Source organism: Burkholderia sp. AU6039 (assembly GCF_002223365.1).
Lineage (GTDB): Bacteria > Pseudomonadota > Gammaproteobacteria > Burkholderiales > Burkholderiaceae > Burkholderia.
Genome location: NZ_NKFK01000007.1, coordinates 648,394 through 670,073, shown reverse-complemented (window position 1 = coordinate 670,073; position 21,680 = coordinate 648,394). Strand labels below are relative to the sequence as shown.

At 67.6% G+C, this 21,680-nt stretch carries 18 protein-coding genes and 1 pseudogene; 8 read left to right on the top strand and 11 right to left on the bottom strand.

Annotation, left to right across the window (positions count from 1 at the left end; translation table 11 throughout):
* Nucleotides 1–61 precede the first annotated feature (61 nt).
* Together CFB39_RS34990 and CFB39_RS40420 are read left to right on the top strand one after the other, a co-directional pair.
* Nucleotides 62–1,453 (top strand): hypothetical protein, encoded by a 1,392-nt coding sequence (locus CFB39_RS34990; protein WP_089476401.1) that lies wholly within the window; start codon nt 62–64, stop codon nt 1,451–1,453.
* Nucleotides 1,454–1,459: 6 nt separating this feature from the next.
* On the top strand, nt 1,460–1,597 hold the full coding sequence (locus CFB39_RS40420; RefSeq protein WP_179257780.1) for a hypothetical protein: 138 nt from the start codon (nt 1,460–1,462) through the stop codon (nt 1,595–1,597).
* A gap of 99 nt (nt 1,598–1,696) precedes the next feature.
* Here CFB39_RS40420 and CFB39_RS34985 read toward each other — a convergent pair whose 3' ends face one another.
* From CFB39_RS34985 to CFB39_RS41040, 5 genes and pseudogenes are all read right to left on the bottom strand, one after another.
* Entirely contained in the window at nt 1,697–2,806 is a 1,110-nt protein-coding gene (locus CFB39_RS34985) for a polyamine ABC transporter substrate-binding protein (protein WP_089476400.1), read from the bottom strand.
* Nucleotides 2,807–3,047: 241 nt separating this feature from the next.
* Entirely contained in the window at nt 3,048–3,248 is a 201-nt protein-coding gene (locus CFB39_RS41050) for a hypothetical protein (protein WP_373452579.1), read from the bottom strand.
* A gap of 428 nt (nt 3,249–3,676) precedes the next feature.
* Nucleotides 3,677–6,088 carry a hypothetical protein gene (locus CFB39_RS34975; RefSeq protein WP_089476398.1) on the bottom strand — a complete coding sequence of 804 codons (2,412 nt, stop codon included), beginning with the start codon at nt 6,086–6,088 and terminating at the stop codon, nt 3,677–3,679.
* A 38-nt stretch (nt 6,089–6,126) separates the two neighbouring features.
* Entirely contained in the window at nt 6,127–6,759 is a 633-nt protein-coding gene (locus CFB39_RS41045; RefSeq protein WP_256991537.1) for an SLC13 family permease, read from the bottom strand.
* Between the two features lie 115 nt (nt 6,760–6,874).
* Nucleotides 6,875–7,672: pseudogene (locus tag CFB39_RS41040) on the bottom strand (SLC13 family permease); the annotation flags it as partial.
* 157 nt (nt 7,673–7,829) lie between these two features.
* Here CFB39_RS41040 and CFB39_RS34965 point away from each other — a divergent pair.
* Nucleotides 7,830–8,570 (top strand): GntR family transcriptional regulator, encoded by a 741-nt coding sequence (locus tag CFB39_RS34965; protein WP_089476397.1) that lies wholly within the window; start codon nt 7,830–7,832, stop codon nt 8,568–8,570.
* Between the two features lie 478 nt (nt 8,571–9,048).
* Here the strand turns inward: CFB39_RS34965 and CFB39_RS34955 are convergent, their stop codons facing one another.
* From CFB39_RS34955 to CFB39_RS34930, 6 genes are all read right to left on the bottom strand, one after another.
* A complete protein-coding gene (locus tag CFB39_RS34955; RefSeq protein ID WP_089476395.1) occupies nt 9,049–10,716 on the bottom strand; it encodes an ABC transporter ATP-binding protein in 1,668 nt (555 codons plus the stop codon).
* A complete protein-coding gene (locus CFB39_RS34950) occupies nt 10,713–11,582 on the bottom strand; it encodes an ABC transporter permease (RefSeq protein ID WP_089476394.1) in 870 nt (289 codons plus the stop codon). Before CFB39_RS34950 ends, CFB39_RS34955 begins: the two co-directional genes overlap by 4 nt.
* A gap of 13 nt (nt 11,583–11,595) precedes the next feature.
* Nucleotides 11,596–12,606 (bottom strand): ABC transporter permease, encoded by a 1,011-nt coding sequence (locus tag CFB39_RS34945; RefSeq protein ID WP_089476393.1) that lies wholly within the window; start codon nt 12,604–12,606, stop codon nt 11,596–11,598.
* A 62-nt stretch (nt 12,607–12,668) separates the two neighbouring features.
* Nucleotides 12,669–14,309: an ABC transporter substrate-binding protein gene (locus tag CFB39_RS34940; RefSeq protein ID WP_089476392.1), complete on the bottom strand. Its 1,641-nt coding sequence runs from the start codon at nt 14,307–14,309 to the stop codon at nt 12,669–12,671.
* Nucleotides 14,310–14,375: 66 nt separating this feature from the next.
* A complete protein-coding gene (locus tag CFB39_RS34935; protein WP_089476391.1) occupies nt 14,376–14,951 on the bottom strand; it encodes a GNAT family N-acetyltransferase in 576 nt (191 codons plus the stop codon).
* Nucleotides 14,948–16,111 (bottom strand): MsnO8 family LLM class oxidoreductase, encoded by a 1,164-nt coding sequence (locus tag CFB39_RS34930; protein ID WP_089476390.1) that lies wholly within the window; start codon nt 16,109–16,111, stop codon nt 14,948–14,950. The genes CFB39_RS34935 and CFB39_RS34930 overlap by 4 nt, the downstream gene beginning before the upstream one ends.
* A 347-nt stretch (nt 16,112–16,458) precedes the next feature.
* Here CFB39_RS34930 and CFB39_RS34920 point away from each other — a divergent pair, with 347 nt between their 5' ends.
* From CFB39_RS34920 to CFB39_RS34895, 5 genes are all read left to right on the top strand, one after another.
* Nucleotides 16,459–17,766 carry an NtaA/DmoA family FMN-dependent monooxygenase gene (locus CFB39_RS34920; RefSeq protein WP_089476389.1) on the top strand — a complete coding sequence of 436 codons (1,308 nt, stop codon included), beginning with the start codon at nt 16,459–16,461 and terminating at the stop codon, nt 17,764–17,766.
* Nucleotides 17,767–17,954: 188 nt separating this feature from the next.
* On the top strand, nt 17,955–18,758 hold the full coding sequence (locus CFB39_RS34910; protein ID WP_089476388.1) for a transporter substrate-binding domain-containing protein: 804 nt from the start codon (nt 17,955–17,957) through the stop codon (nt 18,756–18,758).
* Between the two features lie 4 nt (nt 18,759–18,762).
* A complete protein-coding gene (locus CFB39_RS34905) occupies nt 18,763–19,497 on the top strand; it encodes an ABC transporter permease (protein WP_089476387.1) in 735 nt (244 codons plus the stop codon).
* Nucleotides 19,494–20,261: an ABC transporter permease gene (locus tag CFB39_RS34900; protein WP_089476386.1), complete on the top strand. Its 768-nt coding sequence runs from the start codon at nt 19,494–19,496 to the stop codon at nt 20,259–20,261. The genes CFB39_RS34905 and CFB39_RS34900 overlap by 4 nt, the downstream gene beginning before the upstream one ends.
* Before the next feature lie 26 nt (nt 20,262–20,287).
* Nucleotides 20,288–21,670 carry an LLM class flavin-dependent oxidoreductase gene (locus CFB39_RS34895; protein ID WP_089476543.1) on the top strand — a complete coding sequence of 461 codons (1,383 nt, stop codon included), beginning with the start codon at nt 20,288–20,290 and terminating at the stop codon, nt 21,668–21,670.
* Nucleotides 21,671–21,680 lie beyond the last annotated feature (10 nt).

Below are 21,680 nucleotides of genomic sequence, written 5' to 3'. Positions count from 1 at the left end.
GGGTTCGAATTTAATCGAATTTTCCGGATCGATGGTTGTGATAATTTTATGGATTGAATAAATGGACCATATTGCTTATGTTGTGGCGGAGCAGTTGGGGTATTTTCTTGGTAAATATTTGGGCTGGCTGATATATCCGTATTACGTGATATTGAAAGGCGGTGCCTGGAATATCCAGCAAAGTCTTGAAGGGCTCGGGCTCGCATCGTCGAATATCGTGGAGCAGAACGCACAGGGGCAGATCGTATCGAGTTATTGGTCGCCAGGTGAAGCGATGTTACCCATTCTGGCCATGCTCTGGATATTCCTGCTGGTGCTGGCACTTTTATATGTGACGACAGGGTATGTCCTCGGCCGGAAGAAGGGCGCATTCCTTGCGTTGTCGATCCTCGTGCTGCCGGGCTTGCTGGTGCTACTGGGCTGGTGGCCTGCGGTTTCGTTTGCACCCGATTCGTTTGTCATCAGCGGAAGCGGTGTGCTGGGAAGCGGCTGGGGGATGTTGGCGCTGGTGGGGCTGGGGCTCGTCGCGGGATGGTGCGGCGTGCTGGTGCTCGCCGACCTGCTGTCGCTCGGCGATGGCTTCGGGCATGTCTACGATCACGTCTGGTACGCGGCTGCGCTGCTGGCAGGGATTTTCTTTGTGGCCGATTCGCAGTCGAACCGGCATGCCCAGTCATTACAGGAGCATTCGCGCGATATGCAGCAAGCGAGTACCTATCTGCTCAAGCAGGCAGAGCGGTACGAGTCATGGTGCGAGCAGAGCGGACAGGGCGATCGCTTGTCCTGTCGCTGGGCTTCGAGTGTGCAGCAAACCCTGCTCGATTACTCGACATATGTTCCGGCTGTATTTGCCAAGGTGGGGCCGCTTGACGCTGCTGATCTGTACAGGATCAACGGGCAGCACCTGACGGCGGAGCAGATCACGGCACTGCGAACCGAGATTGCCACGCGCAACGAGGGCATGTGCCCGATCACGCGGATCAACGACCAGGTCAGCCGACTGCCGCTACCTTCGTCGCGGTGCCTGGTTACGCCGATAGCGTTCTGTAGCGCGTTTCCCGATAAGCTCGATGGGCGGGACATCCGGCACGAGGCGTTGAATCCGACCTGGTTTGCCAGCGAATGTGTCGTCGCAGCGCTCGTTGCATCTCGCAGCCAGCAGGAGAAATTGCTGGCGAAGATCAAAGATGATCAAAGGGCGAAGCACTATCGATGGATCTATTACATCCTGTTTTCCGTTGTCGTCGGCGGCAAGATCGCACTAACGACGGCCAAGTCGTTTGGCATGAACAAGCGCCTGCCGCCCGAGAAACGACGTAGCCTGCACTTCATGCGCCGCCTCTTTCAGGTCACCTTGAAAGGATTGCGAAACATATGGCGGATGTTTGCTGGCATCGTGTCGATATGCGTCGCGTTGCTGCGGTTCGCGGTGCCACGGGGTGGAAAAAGATAAATCGCAGTGTCGCCCGTCACTCGGTTGCTCCTCGAGAAGGCGCTGTTCGGTCCCCGGCTCGTCGACCAGGTGCGGCAGGCGGCGGACACGCTGCCGGAGCCGCAGTACTGCCGTGGAAACGAACGGGACGCGTCGTCGGGCTGAACGTTGCGGCGTGGTGCGCGCCCTACCGGCGCAGGCGGCCGGCAGGGCGGATCGGTCGCGCGGTTGGCTGCGCGCCGTTCAACGTTCATTGCTCATCTTTCAGCGCCCCGTCTTCAACTGCGCCCACAGCCGGTTCTGGAGCCGGCGAATCTCCGGCGGCATCGGCTTGAGCAGCGTCATCTTGCTCAGCACCTCGTCGGGCGGATAGACCGACGTATCGCGCGCGATCGCGGGCTTCACGTACTGGCGCGCGGCCTTGTTCGCGGTGGGATAGAACACCGCGTTGGTGATGCCGGCGTTGACCTTCGGATCCTGCACGTAGTTGATCCACTTCAATGCGGCGTCGCGGTTCGGCGCATCCTTCGGGATCACCATCATGTCGAACCACAGCAGCCCGCCTTCCTTCGGGTTCGCGAAGCCGATCTCGTACGGGCGCTTCGCTTCGGCGGCACGACGGTGCGCGATGCCGACGTCGCCCGAATAGCCGAACGCCACGCACAGGTCGTTGTTCGCGAGATCGTTGATGTAGCCCGACGAGTTGAACTGCGTGATGTACGGGCGCACCTTCTTCAGCACCTCGTACGCGGCGCGGTAGTCGGCCGGATTCGTGCTGTTCGGATCCTTGCCCATGTACTGCAGCGTGGCCGCGAACACGTCGACGGCCTGGTCGAGGAACGACACGCCGCAACTCTTCAGCTTTGCCATGTTGGCCGGATCGAACACCAGCGCCCAGCTGTCGACCGGCGCCTTGTCGCCGAGCGCCTTCTTCACGGCCTGCACGTTGTAGCCGATGCCGTCGGTGCCGTACGCCCACGGCACGCCGTACCGATTGCCCGGATCGGCATCGGCAACCATCTTCATCAGCAGCGGATCGAGGTTCGCGAGGTTCGGCAGCTTCGACTTGTCGAGCGGCTGGTAGACGCTCGCCTGGATCTGCTTGGCCATGTAGTTCGAGGTCGACACGACGACGTCGTAGCCGGAATTCCCCGACATCAGCTTTGCCTGCAGCGTGTCGTCGCTGTCGTAGTTGTCGTAGCGGACGTGCAGGCCCGTCTGCTTCTGGAAGGTCGGGATCGTGTCCGGCGCGATGTAGTCGGACCAGTTGTAGATGTTCAGTTCGCCGGCCGCGTGGGCGGTCGTGCCGGCAGCCGCGGCGGCCGACAGGATGGCGGCGGTTGCAAGGGCGCGGCGAAGCGTGCGGATTCGCATGACGGAGTCTTCCATTTCGGTGCGCGTAGCGAGCCGCAAGGCGCGGGTCGTGGCGCGATGGTTCATCGGATGAAGCGGGCGTGCGCAACCGTCGCTCGCGGCGAGCGAGCGTGGTGCGCGGCGATCAGGAGTCCGTTCGATCAGGAGCCGGCTTGCAAGGAAACGCAGTGCGAGCCGATCCCGTCACCGGTCGGGTGACACGGCGAATGGGTCGAACGGAGTCAGGGAAAGTGGCGGGGCGCTAAGGCAGCAGCGATGCCACGTCGTCGGTATGGATCGCGACGTACGCACGCGCGGCGACGGCGTTGTGGCGGCGAACGGAGCGGCGGGACAGGATGGTGTAGATCGACAGCGGCAGGCGAGGGCTTGGGCCGCCGCCACTGTCGTCGGAGGACGCGATCGTAGCGCGCAGGTTTCGCGCATCGCCTCGTCTCCACCGCACCAGCGGGCCACGGAATCTCACGATTACTCTCGACCGGGTTGTTGAAAGTATTGAACACCTGACGATTCGCCGGCGGCTGCCGTTTCAGGTTTCGGTCATCGCATGCGCCGCGCGGCGGCATCGGTTTCGTGACGCGAATTGAAAGCTTGGCGGACACCTGAATCGCCGTAACATGACGCTTCCATGAATCATCAGGTAAATCGCTGTAAGGATGTCTCCGGATTTTCCCTAGGCGTTCGAAGGCCGATGAATGCGTCCGGGTGGGGTGGCGATGGTGGGTGAACGGCGCGCGTGAGGCCGCTTTGCCGGTCGAGACAGGCTCGAAGTGATGAGAATATTCGACGGTTTGCTGGCGCGATCGTCACCGGGCGAGCGTCGGAAAGACCGTCGCAAGAGCCCGGTGACAAGGTGGGTCGAGTCGGACGCGCTCAATCGTCGAACGTAATGAACTGCGCCGAAGACCAGACCTTCGCATCATCACGTTGCCGCCCGAAGAAATACACGGGACGGTGGCCGAACGAGGCGTTGGCCGGGGCGATCTCGATGCTTCCCGAGAGGTCGGTCGGCAACGTCTGCTCAGTCAGCCGTTCGATGGCGAGAAACAGCTCGGTGCCACCGAGCTGGTGCGTCGCGGAGCCGGCTGCCAGCAGATCCGCGCCACGAATCTCATGACGGAACGTCGGCGCATGCGCAAACGGATTGCCGGCCAGCGGATCGCCTACCTTGACGAAACCGTCAATGGTGCCTTCGACGACGATCGTGGCATGGGCCAGGCCGCCCACTTCAATCTCGACGCTGTCGGCATCGCCGTACGTATCGCTTGCGAAGCCAATGTCGGTCGTTCCGGAACGCCAGGCCGCCTCCTCGAGGTGTTCGAAACCGTTTGACCTGAAATTGTGGATCGTGCCGTTCAGAACGCGGATCGTGCCGCGCCAGGAGGCCCAGCGATAGCGATCGCGAATGCGTGCACCTCCCCAGCGAACCCGGATGTGCCGCTGCGCGTATCCCAGCTCCGCGTGAAGATCGCGCTCCCAGATCACGCCGGTATGGTCGTAGGCCGCCACGTATTCCCAGCCTGCATTGCCGAGCAGGCGGTAATCGAGCGTGGCCGGCCCGCGATGCCGGAACGCGTCGCCTTGCCGGAATTCGCCGCATTGAACGAGCAGTGCGGTGTGCTCTCCCGTCGTCGCCCAGGTATGACGGGCGCGAAGCGCCTCGCCGACGCTGCGGCGGTCGAGGGATTCGGCCAGCACGCCGGTCAGGCCGCCACGAACGCCGAACACCTGCACGCCGGGCGCGCCACCGCCGGGCCGGCCGCGATGCTCGTCGCCGCTGGCCGCCACGCCGAGCCGATAGCCGCGCGCGATCACGTCCTGGTAAAGCCAGCCGAAGTGCCCCCACGACGACGCGATCTCGACGAGCCGTTCGAGCTCGGGATGGTGCCAGTCGGGGATATAGCGGCGGCCACCGACGTGCGGCATCACCAGATGATGCGCGGCATCGTCCGCATACGCATCCCACAGTTCCTCGACGGGCCAGCGGCCGAGCTCGACCGCATTGCCCTTCATGTCCTCGTTCCAGACCAGCGTGCGGTTGTGCTCGCCGCGCGCGTTGTACGGGAAATCCGGCCGCGCGTCGCCGAGAAATACGACATTGTGGTCGCCGCCCGCGGTCGAGCTGCCGCACCATTCCTGCACCGGATAGACGACGAAGCGGCCCGGGTCGTTGAACTGCTCGACCGCATCCACACCGAGTTGCCAGTTCTCGTCGGTGATCTGGAAATCGTTCGCCGTATAGCCGAGCACGTCGATGCCGCCGATGTCGCGTGCATAGCGCGCGTTGTACGCCGGACTGTTGGTGCCGACCGTATCGTGGGCGTGGACGTGCAGGTCGGCGTACCACGCACGGGGCGCAGGCAGCGACGCGTCGCTCGTGAGCCACGTTTCGGCCGTGCGCACGTCCGGGCGGGCGGGGATGTCGGCCACGATGCGCAGCGTGCCGGCATCGACCGGCAGGTCGTCGACCGCGCAGGTCGCGAGCCCGGCATCGGGCAGCGCGTGCTCGCGTCGGTAGACGGCTTCGCCGCGTGCGTCGTATGCGACGACGCGCGCGGTGCCGCCTGCGTCTCGGCACGCATTGCCCCAGCGGTCCTGCAGCGATAGCCGGAAGGGCGCGCGCGTGCCGGGCCGCACGAAGCGCGGGCCGTTCAGGAGTACGTCGGAAGGTGCGCCGGCACGGATGTCGATCGAGATGTCTCCGGGCACGGCGACGAAGCGCGACGTACCGAGCGGATCGACGTAGAGCCGGAACCGGAAGTTGTCCTCGGCGAAGGTCTGCACGCGCGTGCCGGGGCCGCGACGGCGATCGCCGAGTCGGATCACGATCCGGTCGCCGGCATTCACGTAACCGTCGACGACGTCGACGATCACGGCTTTCTGGAACGGCCGCTCGTGTCCCTTCTGGTCGAAGCGCACGTTCAGCGCCTGCACGGTGGCCGGGCTCTGGCCCGGCACGGGTGGTGCGGCATGGTACTCGGCACTGATGTAGTTGGCGGCGCCCGGGTCGCTGGTCTGGAACAGCGCCCAATCCGAATAGAACTTGAAGGTGGCCTTCAGCCAGCCACCGTCGGCGATGCCCGACGAGCCGACTTCGTAATCGAGCACGATCTCGCTCCATGCGCCGGCTTCGAGCTGTGCCACGTTGCAGCGCACGCGTCCGGCGAACGGCAGGCGTTTGTGGCGCTCATACAGGCCTTCGGGCGCGACGTGCGGGCCCAGGCGGTCGCGCAGCGCGGCGGCGCGGGCATCGACGGTATCGAGGGCGTCGTTGGATTCGTTCATGGTCAATCCGGAAGAAATGGCGATGGAACTCGGGCGCTTCAATGCGCGAACGGCCAGGGCGCGCTCGCGTCCCAGACGGGAATGCCCATGTACGCGTACCACGGTGCAATCACGCAGAGGCCGTAGACGATCGCGATCAGCACGGACACCGCGCCGACCTTCGCGTAGTCGGCCGTCGAGAACGCGCCGCTGCTGTACGCGATGACGCCCGCGGTGATCTGCGTGGGCAGCAGATAGGCGAAGCTGTCGGTGTCGCTGACGAGCATCGTGAAGGCGACGGGATGCAGCCCGAGGCGCGGCGCGAGTGCGAGCGCGATCGGCGCGATCATCGTGACGGCCGCGACGTTGGACAGCATGCCGATGCGGATCACGTGCGTGCCGAGCATCACGATCGCGATCGCCAACCACCAGCCGTGACCGCGCGCGGCGACATAGATGTGATCGGCGGCCCAGCTCGCGAGCCCCGACGCGCTGATCGCCGACGACAGCGACAGCGCGCCGGCCAGCAGGAACAGCGTGCCCCAGATCGTGCGCTGTTCGACTTCGGCCCAGCCGAAGCGCAGCACGCCGGGCGCGAACAGCAGCGCCAGCGCGATCAGCGCGACGATTTCCGACGGCAGGTGATGCAGCGGCTCGGTCGCCCACAACACGGCGACGGCGGCCAACAGCATGAGCACGGCCCAGTCGTTGCGCGCGGCGCATGGCCGCGATTGCGCCCGGGCCGCCGGGAATCGCGACGGCGCGCGAGCGGAAATGGAATTGCACCCAGGCTTGCGTGATCGCGAACATCCCGAGGTACGGCCACTGGAGCTTGAGCCACGTCAGATACGAGATCCGGATGCCGAGCTGTTTCTCGAGCAGCCCGGACACGACCATGTTCGGCAGGTGGGCCGTCAGGATGCACATGCCGCTGATCATCGCGCCGTAGACGAGCGTCTGGATCACGATCGCCTTGCGTGCGGCACGCTCGCGCGGTGACTCGCCGAACAGCCGGACGATCCCGTTCGTGACGGGCAGCAGCGTAGCGGCCCGTGCATTCGCGGCCGGCACGACGAGCGCCATCACGCAATTCACCGCGAACATGGCCCAGATCACGCCGTTGGCGGTTCGCACCTTCAGGCGATCGAGGAGCAACAGGGCGATGCGGCGGTCGAGTCCACACGCCTGCATGATCGCGGAGAACAGGAACGCGGCGAGGCACAGGAACACGACGGGCGCGGCGAAGCCGCTGGCCGCCTTCGGAAACGACGGGCTCGCGTGTGACAGCACGAGCAGCATCGGCAACAGGATGCCGCTCACGCCGACCGGAACCGCGTCGGTGATCCACACGATCGCGACCCACGAAACCACCGCGAGTGTCGCCTTGCCTTCCGCGGACAGATGCGCGGGGGCAGGCAGCCACCAGGCGATCGCGAAGAACGCGAGCCACGCTGCAGCGAAGCCGATCGCGGCACGCCAGTGCGCGCGATGCGATCGGCCGGCCGCGTGCGGATCGGCGTGTCGCGTCGCCGGCGATCCGGCCGATGGCGGCCGGCTGGCGTGCGTGCTGTCGAGCGGCGGCGTGCCGATTGCGTTTTCAGTCACTGGTATGCTCCCCGTGCGTCGGGCCCTGGGACAGCAGGCCCGATCGTCTATCGAGATGTCATAATACGTATTAATACAAGTTGGTCGATCCAATTGCTTTTCATATCGAAATCAGGATTCGCGCATAGCGCGAGCCGGGCACGGAGAGGAAGATTCGATGACGCTGTTGCGTGATGATGCGACGTCGCTTTACGAGCAGATCGCGACGACGCTGCGCGATGAGATCGAGCAAGGCGCGTACGAGCCGACCGGCAAGCTGCCGTCCGAGTCGCAATTGAGCGAGCGTTTTCAGGTGAGTCGCGTGACCGTCCGGCTCGCGCTCGACCGGCTGACCGACGCGCGAGTCGTCGAGCGCAAGCAGGGCAAGGGCACGTTCGCCGCCAAGCAGCGGCTGCGGCATCGACTGGATGTGCTGCGTGGACTGCACGATTCGATCGCGGGACAGGGGGCCAAGGCACGGATGGAACTGCTGCGCATGGAGGCGTGCGACGTGCCGCCCGGCCTGCGACACGCGTTCGCCGCCGACGTCACGCGCTGCGTCTATCTCGAACGCCTGCACTGGGTCGACGACGAGCCTATCGCGCTCGCGCAGACCTGCCTGCTGCCCGAAGCGAGCGACGTCGCTTTTGCGCGGGCCGACAGCCTGCCGACCTACGAGCTGCTGGAGCAACTGCTCGGCTGGCGCATTGCCGACGCCGACATGTCGGTGACGGCCGTGGCCGCGCCCGACGATATCGCCGTGTGGCTCAAGACTGCAAGGCAGGCGCCGCTGCTCGTGTTGCGGCGCACGTCACGTCTGGCCGACGGCCGCACGTGTGAATCCACCGTGTTTCATATTCGTCCGGAGCGCTTCGACCTGGTGGTGCGCAGCGGTGTCGAAGCGCGATTTGTCGGTTGAACATGCGTTTGGCCGTGGGCCGTGGGCCGTGGCAATGGCCATGCGCAGTCAGTCGGTCGATCGGGCCGGCGTCGAATACCGCTGAAGCGCTGCTCGCGCTGCACCGTGCGGGATGACCGTCGCGCGCCTGAACGGTTCGCACGGCTCCCTCGACTGGCATCGGGCGACCATCGAGCTGATCTGGCGGCCCTTGCCGGATCTCCCGATCCTGCTCGATATTCCCGGGCGAAAGATTCGTACCGTGCAACTGCGCACGGAACCGTCACGCAAGGCCCGGCCACGCGCACGACTCGCTGCCGCGCGTGCGTGCCGGTTCGGCGGATACGGAAGCCCGAGAGGCTCGCGTCAGCGACCGCACCCGGGTGCCGCTACGCAGACATGTTGCCGGCCGCGCGCTGGATGATGGCGCCGGGATGGATCCGGCGGCGAGAGGCGGGCGTCGATCGGCGCATGGCAGCGGCTCGGTGAAAAGCCATGGTCAGGCGACGGCGGGCAGCGGCGACGCCGCACGGGCGTCGGGCAGAAGCGGCAGCGCGTCGAGCAGCGATGCGGTGTACGGGTGCGACGGCGCGCCGAACACCCGGTCGACAGGGCCGCTTTCGACGGCGCGGCCGCCCCGCATCACGAGAATCCGGTCGGCGACGTGATGCACCACGCCGAGATCGTGCGAGATGAACAGCATCGCGGTGCCGTGCTCGGCCTGCAGGTCGGCGAGCAGGTCCAGCACCTGCGCCTGGATCGACACGTCGAGCGCGCTGACCGGCTCGTCCGCGACGAGCAGCGCCGGATTCGACGCGAACGCGCGCGCGATCGCGACGCGCTGCCGCTGGCCGCCGGACAGTTCGCGCGGATACCGGTCGATGCAACCGGCGCCGAGCTGGACTTCGTCGAGCAGCTGCAGGACGCGGCGGCGCCGCGCGTCGCCACGGATGCCGGCCACATCGAGGCTTTCGCCGACGATCTGCCCGACCGAGTAGCGTGGGTCGAACGAGCTGTACGGATCCTGTGCGATCAACTGCAGCCGCGCGCGGCGCGCTCGCCGCGCGGCTTCCGGCACGCCGTTCCACGGCTGGCCGTCGAGCGCGACGGTGCCGTTGTCCGGTTCGACGAGCCCGAGCACGATTCGCGCGACGGTGGATTTGCCGGAGCCGGATTCGCCGACGATGCCGAGCGTCTCGCCGCGCGCGAGCGTGAACGACACGCCGTCGACCGCGGCCGGCGTGTCGCGGCCGCCGTAGCGTTTCGTCAACGCGTCGACGGCCAGCACCGGCGTGCCCGTATCGATGCGCTTCGGCGGCAGCGGCACGCGCGGGGTGGCTGCGAGCCGGAACCCGCGTGACGCGGCAGTGGGAATCGCCGCGAGCAGCTGCCGCGTGTACGGATGCGTCGGCGCGCTCAACACGTCGCGTGCCGGCCCTTGCTCGACGATCCGGCCGCCGCGCATCACGAGCACGCGATCGGCCAGTTCGGCGACGACCGCGAGATCGTGGCTGATCAGCAGCACCGCGTCGCCGGCATCGCGGCGCGCACGCAGCAGCGACAGGATCTGGCGTTGCACGGTCATGTCGAGCGCGGTGGTCGGCTCGTCGGCGATCAGCAGCGCCGCGCCGCCCGCGATCGCGGTGCCGATCAGCACGCGCTGCCGCAAGCCGCCCGACAACTGGTGCGGATACTGCGGCAGCCGCCGCTCGGGGTCGTCGATGCCGACCGAGCGCAGCAGGTCGGCGCTGCGCGTTGCGATGTCGCGCCGCCGCGTATCGTGCAGCGCTTCGGCGACGAGGTCGCGCACGCGCCACAGCGGATCGAGCGACACCAGCGCGTCCTGCAGCACATAGCCGATCCGGCGGCCGCGAATGGCGCGCCAGTCGCGTTCCCGATGGCGGCGCACGTCGATGCCGGCGATGTCGAAGCGTGCTGCGTCGATCGCGGCATGCGGGCCGTTCAGCCCGACGAGGCTGCGCGCGGTCACCGACTTGCCGGAACCCGACTCGCCGACCAGCGCGACGCATTCGCCGGCATGCAGCGTGAGATCGAGCGGCCCGACGACGGGCTGCGCGCCGCGGAACCCGACCGTCAGCTGCTCGATGCGGACCAGCGGCGCGCCACGCGCGGGCGTCGGCTGCGACACGGCGCCGATCGTACTCATGCTGCCTCCCGCCGCTCGAAGCGCGCCTGCCAGTAGCCGCCGAGCGCATTCACCGCGATCACGGCCGCGGTGATCGCGAGGCCGGGCCACACTGCGATCCACCACGCGTTGTACAGATAGTTGCGGCCCTCGGCGAGCATCAGCCCCCATTCGGCTGCCGGCGGTTGCGGCCCCATGCCGAGAAAGCTCAGCCCCGACGCGCCGATGATCGCGGTGCCGAGGCCGATCGTCGCGAGTACCGGCACCTGCGCGATCGCGTGCGGCAGCACGTGGCGCCAGACCAGCACCGCCGGCGCGAGGCCGAGCGTGCGCGCGTGCTCGACGTAACCGGAGGATGCGACGACGAAGGTCTGCGCGCGCACGACGCGCGCGAAGCGCGGCACCGACGCGACGCCGAGCGCGAACACCAGGTTCACCGCGCCGGGGCCGGTGAACGAGATCAGCATCAGCGCGAGCAGCAGGTCGGGGAACGCGGACACGACGTCGAGCACGCGCGTGATCAGCTCGTCGAGCCAGCCGCGGGCGAGGCCGGCGAGCAGCCCGAGCGCGGTGCCGAACAGCGTCGCGACGCCGATCGCGGCCACGCTGATCGACAGCGAGTAGCGTGCGCCATACACGACGCGCGAGTAGATGTCGCGGCCGAGCTGGTCGGTGCCGAGCCAGTGCTCGGCGCTGCTGCCGAGCTGCGCGGACAGCGGATCGGCGGCGAGCGGATCGCCGTGCGCGAGCCAGCCGGGCGCGACGACGGCGACCACGTTCAGCAGCAGATAGACGGCGGCGAGCGCCAGCCCCGGATGGCGGGACAGCCAGCCGGCCGTGCCGCGGGTCGCGCTCGGGCGCAACGTGAGATCGACGGGAACGGACATCGGTGCCTCCGGTTCAATGCCGTGCGCGGCGTTCGCGCAGGCGGGGATCGATCAGCAGGTACAGCAGATCGACGGCGGTGCTGAGCGCGACGTAGATCGCGGCCGACAGGATCGCGATCGCGAGGATCACCGGCATGTCCTTCGACAGCACCGCGTCGACCGTCACCTTGCCGAGGCCCGGCCGGCCGAACACCTGCTCGGTGATCACGGCGCCGCTCAGCAGCCCGCCCACGAGCCAGCCGGCGAGCGTGACGGCCGGCAGCGCCGCGTGGCGCAGCGCATGGCGCACGCGCAGCGCGAACCCGCCGATCCCCCACGAGCGCACCGTCAGCGCATACGGCTCGTCGAGCGCGCGCTCGATGCCTTGCCGCAGCACGCGGCCGATCACCGCGCCCTGCGCGAGCCCCAGCGACAGCGCGGGCAGCACGAGCGACGCGAAGCCGCGATCGCCGGCCACCGGGAACAGCTTCAGCGTGAAGCTGAACACGAACAACAGCATGATTCCGAGCCAGAACGACGGCGTCGAGGCCAGCAGCAGTTCGACGCCGGACGCGGCGCGCCCCGCCCAGCGGCGGCCGGCCGTCAGCACCGCGAGGCCGACCGCGAACACGATCGTCACGACGAGCGCCGCGCCCGTCAGCTTCAGCGTCGGCCACAGCTGCCCGAGCACGAGCGGCGCGACGTCCGTGTTCAGGATGTACGAGCGGCCGAACTCGCCGTGCAGCACGCGCCACAGGTAGTGCACGTATTGCAGTGCGAGCGGTTCGTCGAGTCCCCATTCCTGGCGGATCGCGGCCTCGATCTCGGGCGTGCTCAACTGCTCGCCGATCAGGATGCTGACGATATCGCCCGGCGCGAGATGCACGGCCGCGAACGACAGCGTGATCGCGGCCCACAGCACGAGCACGCCGGTGGCGAGCCGTGTGACGACGGGCGAGCCCGGCCAGCGCCGCCATGCGGCCGGCGACGGCGCGGCCGGCCGTGCGTCAGGGAGGGAGGCGGGAGCGGAGGTCGAATGGCTCATTGGGAAATCTCCTGTCGGGTCGGCGCGAACCGTGATGCAAAAGCGGGCTGCTGCGCGCCGGCTTACTGCTTCACCCACACGTCGTACGGGTTCTCCGGCATCTGCGCGAACGAGCGGAAGCGCAGCCCCTGGACGGCCTTCGCGGCCGCGATCTGGTCTTCCGGTTCGTAAAGCGGGACCGCGTACGCCTGTTCGTTGATCGCGAAGCGCTGCAGCTCGCCGTACGACTGCTTGCGCTGCGCGACGTTCTGCGTACGCGCGGCCGCCTGCAACCAGCGCGTCAGTTCGGGCGCCGCCGCACGGCTGTAGTTCAGCGCGCCGCCGCGATCGACCGGCAGGTAGTGGCCCTCGATGTCGATGCCGTCGGGCGGCGTGTTGGAGTTCGCGATCGAGCCGAACTTGCCGCTCTTGCGCGCTTCGACGTACGTGCCGTCGTCGACGTACTGGATCTTCAGGTCGACGCCGAGGCGTTGCCGTGCCTGCGCCTGCAGTGCCTGCAGCAGCACGTCGCGCTGATCGCGTACCGTCGCCTGCGCCTGGATCACCGCGATCGTCAGGCGTTCGCCGTCGCGGGTCCGGTAGCCGCTGCTGTCGCGTGCTTGCCAGCCGGCTTCGTCCAGCAGCTGGTTCGCCCGTTTCGGATTGTTGCCGTAGGTCTTTTCGACAGCGGCGTCGTAGAGCGGATCGATCGGCGACGTGATCCCCCACGCGCGCGTGCGCTCGCCGCGGTAGATCGACTGCACGATGCCGGTCGCGTCCAGTCCTTCGAGCAGCGCGCGGCGTACTTTCACGTCGCGGGTCGGGCCGTAGTCGACGTTCAGGAACAGTGAGTAGGGCGTGCCGGTATTGAGCGCGCGGCGATACGTGAAATCGGCGTTCTTGCGGATCAGTGCCGCGTCGTTGCCGGACACGCCTTCGATCACGTCGACCTGGCCGGACAACAGCGCGCCGGTGCGCACCGACGATTCGGGGAGGAACCGGTAGACGATCCGGTCGAGGTACGCGGGGCCCTGGTGGCCCGCCGTCGGCGGCGCCCAGCGATAGTCGGGGTTCTTCGCGAACTCGATTTCCTGCCCTTTCACGTACCGCTTCAGGATGAACGGGCCGGTGCCCGCGATGTCGGTGCCGCCCGACTTCAGGCTCGGCCGGCCGAACGCGTTCGGCGACAGCAGCGGCAGACGGCCGGCGAACGTCAGGAACGGCGTATACGGCGCGTCGAGCGCGATCACGACCGTGTGCGCGTCGGGCGTCTTCACGTCCGCGACGTGCGAAATCAGCCGCGCAAGCTGGCTGCCGGCCGAGTACGACAGTTCGCGCGCGTTCAGGAAGTTGCGGGCGACGGCCTGCGCGTCGAACGGCGCGCCGTCGGTGAATTTCACGCCGTCGCGCAGCGTGAACGTGTAGGTCTTGCCGTCGGCCGAGACCTTGTAGCCGGTCGCGAGCCACGGCACGTAACTGCCGTCGGGCTTCTGCGCGAGCAGGCTTTCGTAGGCGTTGCGCAGCAGCAGCTCGACCTTGTCCTGGCCGTTCAGTTGCGGATTCAGCGTGCGGGGCTCGGTTTCGACACCCCAGGTCAGCGTGCCGCCGGAGACGGGTGTGCCCTGTGCGAACGCCGCATACGGCATCGCGAGTGCGAGCAGCAACGCAGCCGATACGGTGTGGCGCGACGCGCGGAAAGCGGAATCCGGAAATGCGAGAGTCATGCGTTGAAGCCTTTCACGAGATGGATGGCAGGGGATGCACTACGCGAAGCAGGGTGGGCCCGCGCGTCACGCGTTCACGGGGACAGGCAGGCGCTCCGGCGGGGCGTCGGCCGTCGCCGGATCCTCGTAGAGATCCGGGATCAGGATTTTTCTGAGCCAGACGAGCGGCGTGCCGAGCGCGTTGGTCGAGCGATCGAACGGCACGTAGCCGCCGCGCTCGTAGTACGACTGCAGCCATGGATGGTGGATCGCGGTCGCGAGATACGTCGCGGGCGCCTTGACCTGCGCGGCCAGGAACTGTGTCTCGACGTGTTCGAGCAGCGTGTGCCCGAGCCCTTGCCGCGTGAACGCGGGCGCAACCGCGAACCAGTGCAGGAACGGATAGGGCGTGCGATGGCGTTCGCCGGATACCCACGGAAACCGCACGGTCAACGTGGCGGCGGGAGCCGGCCGGCCGTCGTGTGCCGCCTGCTCCAGCACGAACGTCGTTTCGCGCGCGACGGCTTGCGCGACGCGTTCGATCGGCGAGCGCGTGATCGTGAAGTGCACGCCCTGCGCCGCGAGCGGCGCGTAGGCGTCCTGCAGCAACGCGTAGACGGCCGGCACGTCGTCCGCGCTGGCGATGCGAATCGTATCGGTCATGGCGCGGTGCCCTCGAAGTCCGGTTGGCGTGCGATCGTGCGTGCGCCGGCATCTCGCGCGTTCGCGTTTGCTTCGTCGCGCGCGCCCGCCGCCGTGTCGTCATCGTCGGCATGCGCGCCGGCCAGCAAGCGCAGCGACGCAATGCGCGGGGCGGCGTCGGCGACCGGCGTGTCGACGACGAATTCGGCAATCCCGTGGCGGCGATGCAATGCGTCGAGCTCGTGCAGCACGTCGTCGCGCGTGCCGTGCACGATCCGCGTTTCGCGCGGGTCGATCCGGTGCGGGCCGCCGCCGGCCTGGCGGATGTACGCGTGCGCCTGTTCGAGGCTGCCGACGTTGACGGCGGGCGTGTCGCCCACCTGAACGCGAAAGCCCTGATGTCCGCTCGCGAGTTGCGCCGCCGCGTCGCGGGTGCCGGCGACGATCGCGGAGACGGCCAGCAGCGGCGTGCGGCCGCCCGACGCGTCGCGATAGGTGTCGAACGTGCGCTCCAGATCCGTCGCGGAGGCATTCAGATGCGACGCGTAGACGAACGCCCAGCCGAGCCGCGCGGCGAGCGTGGCGCTTTCCGCGCTGGCGCCGAGCAGGAACGGTTGCGCGGGCTCGGGCGGGCGTGGCGTCGCATGCAGCGTAGCGCCATCCTGATCGGTCGCGTCGGCTGTTGCATCGTCGCCCTCGAGATGACGATTCAGTTCCTCGGCCAGATCGGCGAACGACGCGCGCCGCGCCGGATCGTAGCCGGCCTGCAGCGCACGGGTCGACAGCGGCAGGCCGCCCGGCGCCTTGCCGATGCCGAGATCGACGCGGCCGGGCGCGAGCGACGCGAGCAGGTTGAAGTTTTCCGCGATCTTGTACGGACTGTAGTGCTGCAGCATCACGCCGCCCGATCCGACCCGAATGCGCCGCGTCTGCGCGAGCACGTGCGCGATCAGGATTTCCGGCGACGGGCACGCGAGCGCGGCGGTGTTGTGATGTTCGGCGAGCCAGTAGCGGTGATAGCCGGCCGCATCGGCGAAGCGTGCGAGCGACACGGTGCGCGCCAGCGCGTCGGCGGCGGTTTCTCCGGGCGCGACGGGACTCTTGTCGAGCACGCTCAAGCGGAACGGCAATGCGGACAAAGCGGACAAATCGAAGTGGGAGCGGAGGGCGTCGAACGTCATGATGAAGCGATCGGCGCGGGTCGAAACGGCCTGATCAGCGGATTTGGCATGCCGAATTATTTTGCGTCGACGTTCGCACGGTCAAACAATCAAGAAGAATATCGAAAGCCGAAAATATTCGTTCCGGCCGCCCCGGGGGCTTGCGTTATGGTCGTTGGCTGCGCGCCTCGCGGCGCGTGCGTGGAGCCTGACCGACGGTCCGACGCGAGTACGCTCGCCGTCGCGATGCCCGCGGGCACGCTCCGATTTTCAGACCGAACGGAATCACGAGGAGTGCGAATGAACGAGCAACGCGAACGACGTACGGCCCTCACGGCGTGCCATCGCGCGACGACCGGAGCCGCGTCATGAGCGGCGCACGCAGACGGCTGAAGACACTCGTCGGCGCGGCGAGCGTGCTGTACGCGCCCGGCGATGCGGATGTCGCACAGGGTGTGCGACGCGCGGCGTCGCTCGCACGCAGGGCGGAAGCCGAGAAGATCACCGGCCTCTTTACCGCCGACCTGCTGCAGGCCGATGCGGCCGGCCTCGCGGGCACCACCGGCAGCCAGGAGCCGATCGTCGCGCTGGCGGCGCTGAGCCAGGCGACGTCGGCGATCGGCCTCGTCGCGACGGTGTCGACCACGTATCACCATCCGTACAACCTCGCGCGGCTGATCGGCACGCTCGACCACGTGAGCGGCGGGCGGGCCGCGTGGAATGCGGTCACGTCGTCGGTCGGCGAGGAGAATTTCGGCGATGCGGCGCTGCCCGACCCCGAACGGCGTTACGCGCGTGCGGCCGAATTCGTCGAAGTCGTCAACGCGCTGTTCGACGCGAACGATCCGCGCGCGACGCGGCGCGGGCAGGGCGGCGGCATCTCGGTCGATCCGCGCCAGCTCGGCGCGATCGACTACCGCGGCGCGCACTTCCAGGTGCAGGGGCCGCTGAACGTGCCGCCGTCGCCGCAGCGCAGGCCGGTGCTGTTTCAGGCCGGGCAGTCGGCCAGCGGCGTATCGCTCGGCGCGAAGTACGCGGAGGTCGTCTATACGTCACAGCCGACGCACGACGATGCGCGCGCATTCGTCGCCGAGCTGCATCGGCAGGCCATCGCATTCGGCCGCGCCGACCGGCTGCCGCTCGTGATGAACTCGTTCCATTCGGTGATCGGCGAATCCGATGCCGACGTCGCGCGACGGTTGCGCGACAAGCATGAACGCATCGACTACGAACAGGGCAGGCTGAAGCTCGCGGACATGCTCGGCGGCGGCGTCGACCTGCGCGAGCTGCCGCTCGACCAGCCGTTGCCGGCGTCGCTGCTGCCGGCGATCGATAGCGTGCATCGCCGGCGCGGACGCGTCGCGATCTTCGTGGGCTACGCACGCCAGCGGCTGACGCTGCGCGAGCTGATCATCCGTGCGCAGGAGACGGGCCACTGGTCCGTCGCCGGCACGCCGGAACAGCTCGCCGATGCGATTGAAACGCGCTATCGCGCGGGGCTCGTCGACGTGCTGTCTCTGCACGGGCTCGGCCAGCCGGACCAGGAAGACCTGCTGCTCAACGGGTTGCTGCCCGAATTGCGGCGGCGCGATCTGCTCGATACCGACTACGTGGGCGGCGATTTTCGCGCGAACCTGGAACTGCCGGCGGTGCGGCGCGAGGCCGTGGCGGCGTGAACGACGGATGAACCGCGTACCGTGCCGTACGTCGGACGGTGCGCAGTTTCGTGCATATCGTGCATATCGCGCGATCAGATATCCATCGCAAAAATAACCATTTGGTACACGCATCGGCGCGCATTACAGTCACGCCTCCTGCCGGCTGCAACGCCGGTCGTTCCGACGTTATTTCAGAAATTCGCCACATGAATCGTTTGATGCGTTCCAGGGTCCGCCGTGCCGCGGCCGCGCTGTTCGTGCTCGGCCTCGCGCCGATTTCCCACGCGGCCCAGCCGACGTTGCGCGTCGGCATCGACGCCGAATCGTATCCGCCGTTCTTTTCGAAAGATGCCGGCGGCAAGTGGAAGGGCTGGGAAATCGACGTGCTCGATGCCGCATGCGGCAAGCTGAACGTGCGGTGCGAGCTCACCGACATTGCATGGGACGGCCTGATTCCGGCGTTGCAGAACCGCAAGATCGACGTGATCTGGTCGTCGATGACGATCACCGGCGAACGGCAGAAAGCGATCGACTTCAGTCGTGCCTACTATGAGTCGCCGACGGTGTTCGTCGGCGCGAAAAGCGACCGGCGCCGCGTCGACTGCGCGGTGCCCACGACCTTCAAGGGCAGCGTGATCGGCGTCGAGGCCGGCACGAACTTCTCGGCGTTCCTCGATGCCCGCTTCAAGCAGAACGTGCAGATCAAGGCGTTCGACAAGTTCGACAATGCGCTCGCGGATCTGGTGTCCGGGCGCGTCGACTACGTGCAGGAAGGCAAGGGGCTATTCACGGCGTTCCTCGCGTCGCGCGACGGCAAGGACTTCGAGGTCAAGGCCACGTGCGCGGACGATCCGGTGCTGGGCCTCGGGGTCGGCGCGGGCGTGCGGCGCGGCGCTGCGCTGCGCGGCAAGCTGTCGACCGCGATCGCGCAACTGCAGCAGGACGGCACGTGGGATGCGATCACCGCCCGCTATCCGAACCTGAAAGGCACGATCGAGAAGGGGCGCTGAGCGCATGGCCGCGGACGATTCGCTGCTCGCGTTGCTCGCATTCGGCGACGGCGGTTATGGCCGCGTGTTCGCGGGCGCGTTCGCGCTGACGTTCGGCGTCGCGGCGGCGTCGTTCTGCACCGGCGTGCTGCTCGGCATCGCCGGCGCGCTCGGCAAGCTGTCGCGATACGCGGCGCTCGTGTGGCTGGCTCGCCTCTACACGACGCTCGTGCGCGCGCTGCCCGAGCTGTTGTGCCTGCTGCTCGCGTTCTACGCGGTCGCACCGGCCATCGAGAACGCGCTTCGCGGCAGCGGCATCGTATCGGGCGACTTCGCGTTCGATCCGTTCGTCGTCGCCGCACTGTCGCTCGGTTTCATCCAGGGTGCGTATCTCACCGACATCTTCCGCGCGGCGCTCGTCAACGTGCCGGTCGGCCAGATCGAGGCCGCGCACGCGTACGGGATGACGCCATGGCAGACGTTCGCGCGCATCCGGTTCCCGGCCGCCGCGCGGCTCGCGCTGCCGGGCGTCGGCAACGTGTGGCTGAACGCGACCAAGGATGCGTCGTTCATCAGCGTGCTCGGGTCTTTCACCGATCTGCTGAAGGCGAGCCAGCTCGCGGCCGGCGCGACGCGGCACTACGTATTCTTCTATCTGGTCACGGCCGCACTGTTCCTGCTGCTGAGCATCACGTCGACCGGCCTCTTCGCGGCGCTGGAGCGGCATGCGAACCGCGGCACGAGGCGCGCGACGACATGATCTTCTCGCTGCCTTTCCTGCTCGACACGGTGATGCCGAAGCTGCTCGCCGCGGTGCCGACGACCCTGGCGTTGCTGCTGTTGTCGGGTATCGCCAGCGTGGTGATCGGCATTCCGCTCGCGCTGGCGGCGGGTTCGCGTCACGCAGCCTGCCGCTGGCCCGCGCGCGGCTGGATCATGCTGGTTCGCGGAACACCGCTGCTGGTGCAGCTTTATCTGCTGTATTACGGCTTCGGCCAGATCGTCCCGCGCGAATGGATGCGCGACAGCTGGGCGTCGCCGCTGTTGCGCGACGCGTTCTGGTATGCGGTCGTCGCGTTGAGCGTGAACGAGGGCGCCTATGTCGCGACGATCCTGCGCGGCGCGATTGCCGGGGTGCCGGCCGGCGAGATCGAGGCCGGCTTTGCATACGGAATGACGCGGGCGGGTGTACTGCGCCGGATCGTCGGTCCGCGTGCGTGGCGACTCGCGCTGCCGGCGCTCACCGGCGAGGCGATCCTGCTGCTGAAGTCGACCGTCCTCGCGTCGACCGTCACGGTGTTCGACGTGATGGGGACGGCCAATACGCTTCGTTTCGAAACCTTGCGCGTTTATGAGCCGCTGGCCGGCGCGGCGATCGTCTATGTCGTGCTGGTCGCGTTGCTGACGATTCCCGCCGCCCGTCTCGAGAAACACCTCAACCGCTACCTGACGCGCGAGCCCGACGATCGCCCGCCCGCACGGCGCCGCCGCGCATCGTCCGGCGCGTGGGCGGCGCCCAACTGATTCCTGCTTTTGCACTGAACACGACGATGTCCGATCCCCGCCCCTTGCTGTTTTCCCTTTACGAACAGGCCAGCGTCGGCTGCGGCGGTGCGCCGAGCCTGTGGACCCATCCCGCCGACGAACGGTTGCGCGCGAACACGCTCGCGTTCTGGTCGAACCTCGCGCGCACGGCCGAGCAGGCCGATCTCGACATGCTGTTCTTCGCGGACGTGCTCGGCCTGTACGACGTCCATGGCGGGTCGGCTGACGCGGCGGTCCGGTGGGCGGTCGAGGCGCCCGCGAACGATCCGATGATGCTGATTCCGGCGCTCGTCGCGCAGACCGAGCGGCTCGCATTCGGCGTGACCGCGAGCACGACCTACGAGCACCCGTTCGCGCTCGCGCGGCGCTTCAGCACGCTCGACCACCTGAGCAACGGCCGGATCGGCTGGAACATCGTGACCTCCTATCTGACGAGCGCGGCGCGCAACTTCGGGCTCGACCGGATGATCGGCCACGACGAACGCTACGCGCGTGCGGAGGAGTTTCTCGACGTGGCCTACAAGCTGTGGGAAGGGAGCTGGGCAGACGACGCGGTCGTCGCCGACAAGCGCGAGCCGCGCTACGCGCGCGGCGACCGTGTGCGGCCGATCGCGCACGAAGGCACGCATTATCGCGTGCATGGCCCGCACGTCTGCGCGCCGTCGCCGCAGCGCTCGCCGGTGCTGATCCAGGCCGGCTGGTCGGGGCGGGGGCGCGAATTCGCGGCGAAGCACGCGGAAGTGGTGTTCGTCGCGAAGTCGAATCCGCATGAGATCCGCACCGGCCTCGATGAAATCCGGCGGCTGGCGGTCGAAAACGGCCGGGCAGCGGAGGATGTGAAGGCGCTCACGGTGCTGCGGATCGTGACGGCGCGTTCGTCGGCCGACGCGAAGGAGAAGTACCACGTGCTGCAGCAGCACTATCACCTGCAGGCTCAACTCGTCAGCTATGCGGGCGATACCGGCATCGACATCGATCGCTATGCGGACGACGAGCCGTTGACGACACAAACGGAAGGGCTCACGTCCTACGTGGTGCGGCCGGACGGCAGCGGCAAGCCGCTCACCGCCGGCGACGTGCGGCGCAAGTTCGCGAATGTCACGCGCGGCACCGACCTGATCCTCGTCGGCTCGCCTGACGAAGTCGCCGACCAGCTCGCCGAGCATGCGCGGCAATCGACGACGAGCGGCTACATGCTCAATCCGCTCATCAGCCCAGGCACGCTCGACGATTTCGCCGAACTGATCGTGCCGGAACTGAAAAAGCGCGGCCTGTACCGAGCGACGCCGGCGAGCGGCACCTTCCGTTCACGGCTGAGCGGGCGGGACCGCCTGCCGGACACGGCCTATGGCGCTTCGTTCCGGTTTCCGGTGCCGGAAGCGGGCTGACGAGCCGATC